The organism is Pseudoalteromonas sp. (genome assembly GCF_041613455.1).
Taxonomy (GTDB): Bacteria; Pseudomonadota; Gammaproteobacteria; order Enterobacterales; family Alteromonadaceae; genus Pseudoalteromonas.
This window is the reverse complement of record NZ_JBFJHD010000134.1, coordinates 1-8,014: the sequence shown is the minus strand read 5'-3', so window position 1 is coordinate 8,014 and position 8,014 is coordinate 1. Positions and strand designations below refer to the sequence as shown.

The window sequence follows — 8,014 nt, the reverse complement described above, 5'->3', positions numbered from 1 at the left end:
TCATTTTAATATTCCACTATTAATCTTTGGCTGGATTGCAGCCATGGTGCTGTAACCAGGTTATTAGAGTAATAATTAGGTTAGTTATGCCCAACCCGTATAGCTAACCTTTCACTAATGTTTATCCTCCCTTTTTTTGTTGTTCAACTTTTTTATTTTATTACTCTGCTGCCAAGGCTTGCATTAAACCACTGTTTAGTATGATGTGTTCTTTGCGGAGTTTAAATAAAGCACCATAACGGTGCTTTATTTAAATTAACGCTTACTGTTCAAAACCGTGCAGCATTTTGTGACACACAACAGGTGTCGGCCTATGGTTGTCATCAACCGCCACAAAGGTAAAACTACCGGTAATCGCCGAGTGTTTGTTATCTTTATGCATAGTCTCAAGCATTATCTCAACATCCACTTTTAAGCTGGTATTACCCACATGCACCACAGTGGCTATTAATTCTGCAAAAGTACCTGCTGGTATCGCTTCTTTAAAGTCGACCCTATCCGAAGAAATAGTCACCAAAGGTTTTCGGCAAAAACGGGTCGCTGCAATAAACGCTACTTCATCCATCCAAGCTAATGCATCTCCACCAAACAAGGTGTTATGGTGATTGGTGCGCCCTGGAAACACCGCTTTAGTTACCGAGGTGGTTGAATCTTTAATTCGTTGCGCAATAATCGCATCGCGCTCTAATTGTGTCATAGTCTCTACTTTTTGTTTGCTAATGTATCGTGCATTAATAATGCGGGATCGAGGCGCTCGCCCTGCCAGTTAAAGCGCCAATCTAAATGCGGCCCAGTAACTCGACCGGTGGCGCCGATTTCGGCAATCTTACTGCCTTGACTAATGGTATCGCCCTGCTGTACGTCTAACTTACTTAAATGGATGTAAGTAGAGGTCACCCCATGGCCATGATCTAAAATAAGTGTGCCACCAGAATAATAAATATCAGGCTCTGCAAACACCACAGTGCCACTAATAGGTGCATACACTGGGGTACCTGTTTTATTAGCGATATCTAAACCAAAATGCGGTCTACGTGGTTCACCATTAAAATAACGCTGACTACCATATACACCCGAAATACGCCCTTGTGCAGGTTTTAGAACCGGGTCTAAAAAGTACGTTAAATCAGAATTAACTTGGCGTGCTTGTCTTATAGCTCGCGCTTCGCGGCTAATACGTGCCGATAATTCTTTCGCGGGCGATACATATTTTTTCGCCACGCCAGTAATTTTATCAATTTGATAATCACGCTTAGTGATCACTAAATCTTGGCTGTGGGTTTTGCCACTGCTATCTACCCACGTTAAATTGTGCATGGTGTTAGCATCACGGCCAAAACCAAACACAAAGTCACCTTTAGCCGACAACTTCAGCGCTTTACCATTAAAACTTACCGACTGTGCGTTCTCAATTTTGCCAGTGACTAAGCCGCCTTGGGTTAAATGCCCTTTTAGCTCAAGTGCCAATACATTCAAGCTAGTTGCAGCAAGTAATACACTGGCGAATAAAGTGTTAAGCATAGCTAATAGATCCTTTCCCTACACCTTCATAAGCCGTCACTTTAACCGCTTTTTCTGGGTATTGTGCTTTCACTTGCCCCGCCAAATAATCGGCAATACATTCTACCGTGGTGTCGCTAGGTAAAATATCGCAGCGCGATTCACTAATAGCCATTTCAAAATAACCTTGCGCCGCTGTATAAGCAAAGCACACGTCATTTTCTTTAGCTGTTACATGCTTTAACTGCTCAGCCTTGATTTGATCTTCTGCGGTGGCTAAATAAATGTCTTGCCATTTTTGCGACCATTCTTTTTGCAAACGAGGCATAGAAATACCATCGAGGCTAATGCCAACTTGTGAACGATGGCCATGAATAATGCGTTGACAATTACCGTCATGCTTTTTCAGGCCATGACTGTAATGATAATAAAAACTTTGATTATGTTCAGGCTTTAAAGACAGTTCTATTTTTTCAATGTTGCTGGGTAATTGCGGTAAAATGGTGGCAATTAAAAAGTCAGTCACCGAGTCAATTGTCACTGCGTCTGCATCTATCATGCAATACGCTTGGTGTGGCGCGCTCATGGCTAAATGATGGTTATCACCAAATGTACACTCAAGTGTTTTATGCTCGTCAAATTCGCGTACTTGGCCATTTATATTATTAGGGACAGCCAAACGATGATCGATACATTCATCTATAATGCCTTTAATTTGCTTTTTTACTAAGCCAAAGTCTAACACCATGGACTCGTCGTTCAGCTTACCGTGCAAAGTTAAATCCACAATCCAGCTCTCGCCAACTGCGCCGCGCTTATTACACAAGTAAGAAAAATCTATCACTGTTAGTGAGTTAACAAAAAGGATCATAAACTTCCTTTAAACTGGTTATTGGTCAGGCGTAATTATAATGATTTCTGATATTAATTGCGCGGTTTAATCAAGGATAAATCTATTGCAATGGTTGATCGATGAAAAATAAACCATTTTCGCCTTAATTTTTAACTGCTCCGAGTTGTTTAGCGTACAAGTGTACGCTAAAGTAGGTGGCAATTTCTAAGTAAAGATAAGTGTTATGGAACCTAAAAATAGCTATACAAAAGAAGAACTGATCCAATGTGGTGAAGGTGAAATGTTTGGAGCCGGAAACTGCCGTTTACCAAGCGACAATATGTTAATGATGGACCGCATTACCTCTATTACTGCTGATGGCGGTGAACATGGTAAAGGTGAAATTATTGCAGAACTGGATATTGACCCTAGCCTGTGGTTTTTTGACTGTCATTTTAAAGGTGACCCTGTGATGCCAGGGTGTTTAGGCCTAGATGCTATGTGGCAGCTGGTCGGCTTTTACTTAGGTTGGTCTGGTGGTCCTGGGCTGGGTCGTGCACTTGGTGTAGGCGAAGTTAAATTTACCGGACAAATATTACCAACGTCTAAAAAAGTTACTTACCGCCTAGTAATGAAGCGCGTTATTAAGCGTAAATTGTTTATGGGTGTGGCCGATGGCACAGTTGAAGTCGATGGCCGTGTGATCTACGAAGCAAAAGATCTTAAAGTGGGTTTGTTTCAAGATACCAGCGCATTTTAATTACCCTTAAATACCCAAAAAGGCCTTCATTGCGAAGGCCTTTTGGCTTGAATTCTAGGGGTAATTTTATATTTTATAAATATTACGATTATCTATCGCTTCACGCCAACCACCTAACCACTGTGATTTGGGATCAACTTGTTGATAGGGACAATGCTCTTTAGAACGACCTGCTAATCCCGCTTTAAATCCTTGAGAATGTGCTCTCTCTAAACGATCTCTTTTTTGTCTCTTCATCGGTAATATCCTCACCTTTGTATTTATTAATTTTGTAGCATTAGTGAAATCTACATGTAATGAATAGCTAATAAAAAGGGTTAATTCAAATAGTAAAAGCAATTAATTTATTTGACTTTAACTAAGCTGCTGATGCAATGATGAATTAACTTTTTATCAAATCAGTGGTCATACCTTTACTACTTTGACCAAGCCAATTCAGCAATAAATGCGCTGTAATATTTCCTCCCTTTAACTAGGTGTTGTATATAGTGCGACCTGCTCTATGCAATTTAGTTCCTGCCTGCATCATGCATATTTAATATTTCTCACCTGCTGAGTTTTAATATTTATAATTACACTAAAAACGGCTTGATTAATTAAAGACGATCGGTCTAAACTGGTTTTAGCTATTTTGAATGACACTGTTTATCGTAACTTAACTCAGCATATACGACTGAACAGACTAACCAGGACCCCTAATATGCATAGCAACACAGTAACACCTGCAAGGCGTGGAAGGCCCCCTAAAATAGCTCGCGACAACGCAGACACTCAAGCGTTACTTATTCGCACTGGGCTTGAAACGTTAACCGAGTTTGGTTTTACCGCAACGGGCTTAGATACTATTTTAAAAAAAGCAGGCGTGCCTAAAGGCTCTTTTTATCACTATTTCAGTAGCAAAGAAGCTTACGGCATTGCCTTAGTGCAAGCCTACGATGAATACTTTATTGCCAAACTAAAACGTTATTTAGTACACGCTGACGCACCGCCACTTGAACGCATTGTTAACTTTACCCAAAGTGCCATAAACGGTATGCAAAAATATCAATTTAAGCGTGGCTGTTTAGTGGGTAATTTAAACCAAGAATTAAACCATTTAAGTGATGAATTTAAAGCGCGTTTAACGCAAAGTTACCTTCATTGGCAGCAGCTTTTACAGCAGTGTTTAGAATTGGCTAAGCAACAAGGTACCCTAGCCAATGATGTAGATTGCGAGTTAATGAGTGAGTATTTTTGGATTGGCTGGGAAGGCGCTGTTATGCGCGCCAAGCTGATGCGATCAAGTAAGCCGCTAACACTGTATACAGAAATGTTTTTACGCGCATTACTAAGCTAATGCGTTTTTATTTAGTCATTAAAAGACGATCGGTCTAAAAAGGATATTCTATGAGCAACACAATTAAAGCCATTGTTATTAATAAAGATGATAATAACTACCACGCTGCTTTAAGCAGCATTAATAGTCAAGAGCTACCGCATCAGGATGTTTTTGTTGATGTGCTATACAGCACCTTAAACTACAAAGATGGCTTGGCTATTACCGGTAAAGCCCCTGTGGTGCGCAGCTTTCCCATGGTGCCGGGCATAGATTTAGTTGGCGCAGTAACGCGCTCCAACAGTAATGAATTTAAAGTTGGCGATAAGGTGATATTAAATGGCTTTGGTGTCGGCGAAAAACACTGGGGCGGTCTGGCACAACAAGCAGCGCTTAACAGTGATTGGTTAATTCCGCTACCCACAACGATTACACCCAAACAAGCGATGCAAATTGGTACCGCGGGCTATACCGCGATGCTCAGCGTGATTGCCTTAGAAAAACAAGGTATCACTCCCGACTCTGGCGATATTCTAGTAACCGGTGCAAACGGCGGAGTCGGTAGTTTTGCTATCTATTTATTAAAGCAACTCGGCTTTAACGTTATCGCCGCCACCGGGCGTGTAGAACAAACAGATTATTTAAAGCAGCTTGGCGCAGCACAGGTAATTGCTCGCGAAGAGCTATCAAGCCCGGGCAAACCATTACAAAAAGAACGTTTTGCAGCGGCTATTGACTCAGTAGGCAGTCATACTTTGGCGAATGTGTGCGCGTCACTCAAATATGGTGGCGTGGTAACCGCCTGTGGGCTTGCCCAAGGCATGGATTTTCCTGCATCGGTAGCGCCCTTTATTTTACGCGGCATTTCGTTAATCGGTATCGACAGTGTAATGCGCCCTAAAGCAGACCGCATTGAAGCGTGGCAGCGATTAGCAAACTTAGTCAATGGCGAGTATTTAAATAAAATATCAAAAGAAATTTCTTTAGAGCAGGTAATTGATAGCGCCGAGCAACTCATGGCAGGCAAAGTGAGAGGCCGTGTTGTGGTTAACTGCCAAGCTTAAGCCTTTTGCTACGCAAACCACTGATGCAAATATACGGTGGTTTGCAATGCCAACCACCCGTTTTACTGGTTGCTGCATAAGCAGACTATAAAGGCACTTTAAGTCAGTTAATTTAATGCGATAAAATAGCCGCTGAGGATATATTTATTATTCACACTTCAGGTTATAATAGCCATTGTATTTTTATTCACGAGAGCACACCTATGAGCAACCAAGAACTTTTCAGTAACAACCCACTGCAAGGCGTAAAATTAGAACAAGTGGTCGAAGAGCTGGTTGAGCAATATGGGTGGGAACTGTTGCACGCGTATTTGCAATTGAACTGCTTTAAAAATAACCCTGATATGAAATCGGCGGTTAAATTTTTACGCAAAACGCAGTGGGCACAAGAAAAAGTTGAAAATTTTTATTTGTATCGTCTTAAAAACTTACCGCGCCCTGACGATGTACAATATGAGCTACCACCACGCGACCGCGTGATCCCCGCCGATCATAAACCTGGAGAGCCGTGTCAGCTCAGTTTTTCTGACGCGAAACGTATTCAAGAGAAAAAAGCCACAAAGCAACGTGCGCGTACTCGTAAACAACGTGTCAGTGCCAGCAACCCGTGGGGTAATTAAGCACTGTAGCTTAGCGTTAAGTCATAAATAGTTAAAGCTGGCAATGCCAGCTTTTTTTATAAAACACGAATGCAAGCGTCAGCGACGTTTGTTTTGCCAAAAGTCCTCTTCACTACGCTGTTTTGCTTTGAACAGAGTAAATGTTTTATCGGCAATGATGCTGCCATTATGCGCTATGGTCATACGCCAATCACCAAGCTTGTTTTCTAGTGGTGGCCAAATGGTATCACCTAAGTAAAACTGCCAGTCGCTGTCCTTTACATACACATACCCGCTAAATGGCGGCATAATTTCACCGTGCTGATCGGGTATATCTGGGTGATAAATACAGTATTGCAGCTTTTCACCTTTGCCTTTTTTAACATGAATGATAAGGCCAAATTCTACATCAATTGCGGCCTGTACCTGCGTGGTAAATTGCGCGATTTGTGGTAACGCCTTCGTATTACTGTCCCAGGTAGAATAAATACCATAACTTTGTAGCGTAAAAATTGCTTTGCTTTTTGCCATCTTAATTAACTGCTCACCTCTTACCTTAACCAGCCAGTTTCGGGTTTTTAGGGTAATAATTAGCCGCTTGTTGCTCACATAAACTAAATTCGCGAGTATTTTTATAGGGCAGCTTCATAAAGCCGGCTACACCGACATCGGTAATATTAACCGCATATTGCATTAATTTACTTAATAAGCGACTAAATTCCTGCTCTTTACTGGCATCAAGCAAACGATAATAATGATGTATTTTCAGTCTATCAGGCAGCGCTTCAAAAATAATGCAGCCAGTATGGTGTATTTGGTTTAGTTCAAATACACATTTAATCACTTTTTTTGGCAGCTGTAGTTGCTCATCGGGATCTTTGCCATCTTCAAAATAAGAGTGGGGCCGCGTTACTTCGCTGGCATTAACGTCAACCGTTTCAAAATCAAGTTCTGGTAGCTGTTCAAATATAAATGCCCCGGTGCGATCTCGCTCTAATTGAATGGTTTTACGGGCATCGAACAAACAGCATTTGAATAGCCCTTTTTGACTAATGGCTTGTGCCAGCATAACGGTATTATTAACCGCATCGGTAAAAGCGGCCGCTAACGACTCATTATGCAAAATTAGCGATGACTCAACAAACAATGACTCGTCTTTCCAATGAAAACTTAATCCCCCTACTACCGGGTATTTAGCCAAACGACTGATCGCGGCTAAAAATGCTTTTTCGGTATCGCCGGTATCAAATAAAAACTCTTTATAATAGCGGTCTAATTGTGCGTCATTTACGTCGAGTAGCTGTTGTTTATGATCGGCTTGGCGTAAAAACTGTTTGCGTGAACTATACACCACGGTTTCGGGCTCTTCATCATAGCCAAACCAAAATGGAATTGCTGCTTTGACTGTTTTTTTCGGCAGTTCAGGTAAATAAGCCTTCGCCATAGTAGGAATGTTACGCATAAAGTAATCACCCGCGGCATCGCGTGTCTGCTTGTCTTTACTGAGCATACCATCGATTACTTTAGCCAGCTCTATGGGTAAGCCTAGACTACTTGCTGGAATAGCTTGCGCACCAAAACGACACGATTGCGCTGAAGCCAGTGCATATAAGGTAGCGGCTACACCTTGCTCGTCAAAACGTGGGGATGATTTTTCGCCCGACATTTGCGCTTCACCAATAAAATACACATCACCCATACGGGCATTGGTGGTACTTAAATCACCCGACATTAAATCCATAAAATTACTGGCAATTGGGTTTCCTGCACTGTCTATTTGCGCATACACCGAACTACCCCAATCGACCAGAGACAGAGACTGGGGGTTTTCGTCCCATACTAAGTTAGAAGGTTTTATATCGCCATGCACAATGGGCTGTGGCGTTAGGCCATTTTTATGATTGCGTAAGTCGATTAATACATTTCTCAGTTTCACTGCCAGCG

10 protein-coding genes are annotated in these 8,014 nt (G+C 41.7%); 4 read left to right on the top strand and 6 right to left on the bottom strand.

What is annotated here, in order from left to right:
• Positions 1–262: 262 nt before the first annotated feature.
• From ABYB02_RS11945 to ABYB02_RS11935, 3 genes are read right to left on the bottom strand one after another with little or no spacing between them, the layout of a single operon-like run.
• Positions 263–697: an acyl-CoA thioesterase gene (locus ABYB02_RS11945; RefSeq protein WP_372762672.1), complete on the bottom strand. Its 435-nt coding sequence runs from the start codon at positions 695–697 to the stop codon at positions 263–265.
• Between the two features lie 5 nt (positions 698–702).
• Positions 703–1,521, bottom strand: a complete 819-nt coding sequence (locus ABYB02_RS11940) for a M23 family metallopeptidase (RefSeq protein WP_372762671.1) — start codon at positions 1,519–1,521, stop codon at positions 703–705.
• The gene (locus tag ABYB02_RS11935; RefSeq protein ID WP_372762670.1) at positions 1,514–2,371 is read right to left on the bottom strand and encodes a 6-carboxytetrahydropterin synthase; all 858 of its coding nucleotides are present in this window, start codon (positions 2,369–2,371) and stop codon (positions 1,514–1,516) included. Before ABYB02_RS11935 ends, ABYB02_RS11940 begins: the two co-directional genes overlap by 8 nt.
• Positions 2,372–2,576: 205 nt before the next feature.
• Here ABYB02_RS11935 and fabA point away from each other — a divergent pair, with 205 nt between their 5' ends.
• The gene (gene fabA, locus ABYB02_RS11930; RefSeq protein WP_372762669.1) at positions 2,577–3,092 is read left to right on the top strand and encodes a bifunctional 3-hydroxydecanoyl-ACP dehydratase/trans-2-decenoyl-ACP isomerase; all 516 of its coding nucleotides are present in this window, start codon (positions 2,577–2,579) and stop codon (positions 3,090–3,092) included.
• Between the two features lie 66 nt (positions 3,093–3,158).
• Here fabA and rmf read toward each other — a convergent pair whose 3' ends face one another.
• The gene (gene rmf / locus ABYB02_RS11925; protein WP_372762668.1) at positions 3,159–3,329 is read right to left on the bottom strand and encodes a ribosome modulation factor; all 171 of its coding nucleotides are present in this window, start codon (positions 3,327–3,329) and stop codon (positions 3,159–3,161) included.
• A 463-nt stretch (positions 3,330–3,792) separates the two neighbouring features.
• On the opposite strand from rmf, the gene ABYB02_RS11920 reads away from it, so the two are divergent.
• The 3 genes from ABYB02_RS11920 to ABYB02_RS11910 all read left to right on the top strand — a co-directional run bounded on the left by ABYB02_RS11920 (position 3,793) and on the right by ABYB02_RS11910 (position 6,091).
• Positions 3,793–4,428 carry a TetR/AcrR family transcriptional regulator gene (locus tag ABYB02_RS11920; RefSeq protein WP_372762667.1) on the top strand — a complete coding sequence of 212 codons (636 nt, stop codon included), beginning with the start codon at positions 3,793–3,795 and terminating at the stop codon, positions 4,426–4,428.
• Between the two features lie 50 nt (positions 4,429–4,478).
• On the top strand, positions 4,479–5,471 hold the full coding sequence (locus ABYB02_RS11915; RefSeq protein ID WP_372762666.1) for an MDR family oxidoreductase: 993 nt from the start codon (positions 4,479–4,481) through the stop codon (positions 5,469–5,471).
• 203 nt (positions 5,472–5,674) lie between these two features.
• The gene (locus ABYB02_RS11910) at positions 5,675–6,091 is read left to right on the top strand and encodes a VF530 family DNA-binding protein (RefSeq protein ID WP_372762665.1); all 417 of its coding nucleotides are present in this window, start codon (positions 5,675–5,677) and stop codon (positions 6,089–6,091) included.
• Positions 6,092–6,169: 78 nt separating this feature from the next.
• Here ABYB02_RS11910 and ABYB02_RS11905 read toward each other — a convergent pair whose 3' ends face one another.
• Both ABYB02_RS11905 and ABYB02_RS11900 read right to left on the bottom strand, forming a co-directional pair.
• Entirely contained in the window at positions 6,170–6,601 is a 432-nt protein-coding gene (locus tag ABYB02_RS11905; protein ID WP_372762664.1) for a DUF3859 domain-containing protein, read from the bottom strand.
• 25 nt (positions 6,602–6,626) lie between these two features.
• On the bottom strand, positions 6,627–8,014 hold a 1,388-nt coding region (locus ABYB02_RS11900), incomplete at its 5' end, for a serine/threonine protein kinase (protein WP_372762663.1).